General features: G+C 73.3%; 1 protein-coding gene. It reads left to right on the forward strand.

All coding sequences use genetic code 11. The features are described 5' to 3' along the window. The coding region (locus LI92_RS20815; protein WP_046322296.1) for a non-ribosomal peptide synthetase at positions 1–2798 on the forward strand (2798 nt) is incomplete at both ends.

Consider the following 2798-nt stretch of genomic DNA (forward strand, 5'->3'; position numbering starts at 1 on the left):
GGCCGGGCACCTGTATGTGGAATTCCAATCGGGCGCCGGCATCGACCCCGACCGGTTGGCCGCCGCCGCGCAGGCGCTGGCCGCCCGGCATCCGATGCTGCGCGTGCAGTTCTCGCCCGACGGCACCCAGCACATCTGCGACGGCGCCGAACTGCCCGTGGCCGTGCAGGATCTGCGCGAGCTGGACGCCGCCGAAGCGGCCCGGCGGCTGGAGGCGACCCGCGCGGCGAAATCGCATCAGCAACTCGACGGCGCGGTCTTCGAGCTGACGGTCTCGCTCCTGCCGGACGGGACGGCGCGCCTGCACGTGGATCTGGACATGCAGGCCGCCGACGCGATGAGCTACCGCACGTTGATGGCCGACCTGGCCGCTGCCTATCGGGGCGAGGTGTTGCCGGAGCTGGGCTACACCTACCGGCAGTACCGCCAGGCCGTCGCCGACCGGCAACCCGACGACACCCACCGCCAGTGGTGGGCCGAGCGCATCCCGGACCTGCCCGACCCGCCCAAGCTGCCGCCGCCGGCAGGCATCCCGGCGAACCCGCGCCGCAGCACCCGGCGCTGGCACTGGCTGGACCCCGCCACCCGCGATGCGCTGTTCGGCCAGGCCCGCGCGCACGGCGTCACCCCGGCCATGGCGCTGGCCGCCTCGTTCTCCCACACCTTGGCCAGCTGGTCGGACACCGCGCGATTCCTGCTCAACGTGCCGCTGTTCGGACGCGAGCCGCTGCACAGCGACGTGGACCGGCTGGTCGGCGACTTCACCTCGTCGCTGCTGCTGGACGTGGACCTGTCCCAGGCCCGCACCGGCGCGCAGCGGGCGCACGCGGTGCAGGACGCCATGCGCACCGCCGCCGCGCACGCCGACTACCCGGGCCTGGCGGTGCTGCGTGACCTGAGTCGGCACCGCGGCACCCAGGTGCTGGCGCCCGTGGTGTTCACCAGCGCCCTGGGGCTGGGGGAGTTGTTCGCCGATGAGGTCACCGCGGCGTTCGGCAGCCCGGTCTGGATCATCTCCCAAGGCCCGCAGGTGCTGCTGGATGCTCAGGTCACCGAGTTCGACGGCGGCGTCCTGGTGAACTGGGACGTGCGCGAGGAGCTGTTCGCGCCCGGCGTGATCGACGCCATGTTCGCCCACCACGTCGCCGACCTGACCCGGCTCGCCGGCGGCGACGGCTGGGGGCAGCCGGCGGCGGCGTTGCCGGCCGAGCAGGCCCGGGTGCGCGAGCAGGCCAACGCGGGTACCGCCGAGCCGAGCGGAGAAGCCCTGCAGGACGGTTTCTTCCGGCAGGCGCAGCGCAATCCCGAGGCAGTCGCGGTGCTGCACGGTTCCGCCGAACTGCGCTACGGCCGGCTTCGCGATGAGGCGCTGGCGGTGGCCGCCGCGTTGCGCGAGCGCGGGGGGCGGCGCGGCGACACCGTGGCACTGCTGGGGCCCAAGTGCGCCGAGCAGATCCCGGCGCTGCTGGGAATCCTGGCCGCCGGAGCGGTGTATCTGCCGATCGCCGCCGATCAGCCGCCCGAGCGGCGGCAGCGCATCCTGGCGCTGGGCGGCGCCGCACTGGCCCTGGTGGTCGGCGAGACGGTGCCGCAGCTGGAGATCCCGGCGGTGGCCGTGCGTGACGCGCTGAGGCATCCCGGGACCGTCGATCCGGTGCGCACCGACCCGGGCGAGCTGGCCTACGTGGTCTTCACCTCCGGCTCCACCGGCGAGCCCAAGGGCGTGGAGGTCACCCATGACGCCGCGATGAACACCATCGAAACCCTCAGCACGCGTTTCGAATTCGGCCCGCACGACCGCAGTCTGGCGCTGCTGACCCTGGACGCCGACATGTCGGTGCTCGATGTGTTCGCGATGCTGCGCGCCGGTGGGGCCATCGTGATGGTCGACGAAGCCGACCGGCGCAGCCCCGAGGTCTGGGCGCAGCTGGTCGGACAGCACCGGGTCAGCGTGCTCAACCTGATGCCGGGGGCCTGCGAGATGCTGGTGTCGGCCGGCGGCGAGCTCTCCGCGGTGCGCGCGGTGCTGACCGGTGGAGACTGGGTGCGTCCCGAGCTGGCGCGGCGGTTTGCCGCGGCGGCACCCGGGGTGCGTTTCGCCGGGCTGGGTGGGGCCACCGAAACCGCGATTCATGCCACCGTTTGCGAGGTCGACGGCGAGCCCCCGGCGGACTGGGCGTCGGTGCCCTACGGCACCCCGCTGCCCAACATGGCCTGCCGGGTGGTCGGTCCCGACGGGGCTGATCGACCCGACTGGGTGGCCGGCGAACTGTGGATCGCCGGGCGCGGTCTCGCCTCGGGCTACCGCGGCCGGCCCGATCTGACCGCCGAGAAGTTCGTCGCCCACGACGGCCGAATCTGGTATCGCACCGGTGATCTGGCCCGCTACCGGCCCGACGGGACATTGGAGTTCGTCGGACGCGCCGATCACCGGGTCAAGATCAGCGGATACCGCATCGAGCTCGGCGAGGTCGAAGCGGCACTGCGGCGGCTGCCGGGGGTCGCCGAAGCGGTGGTGGTGGCGCTGCCCGAGCCCGGTGGGCGCGAAGTGCTGGCGGCCACCGTGCGCACCGATGACGCGACCCTGACCGAGGCAGGGCTGCGGGCCGCACTGGCCGAGTCGTTGCCCGAGCACATGGTTCCGCCTCTGGTGCAGGTGGTCTCGGCGATCGCCTACACCGTCTCGGGAAAGATCGACCGGCGGGCGGTGACGGCGCAACTGGCCGCGGCGCTGGCCGCCGGCGACGGCTACCGCGAGCCGGCCGGTCCGCTGCAGCGCGCCCTGGCCGCGATCATCG

This window comes from Mycobacterium sp. UM_Kg1, from assembly GCF_000972925.1.
Taxonomy (GTDB): domain Bacteria; phylum Actinomycetota; class Actinomycetes; order Mycobacteriales; family Mycobacteriaceae; genus Mycobacterium; species Mycobacterium hiberniae.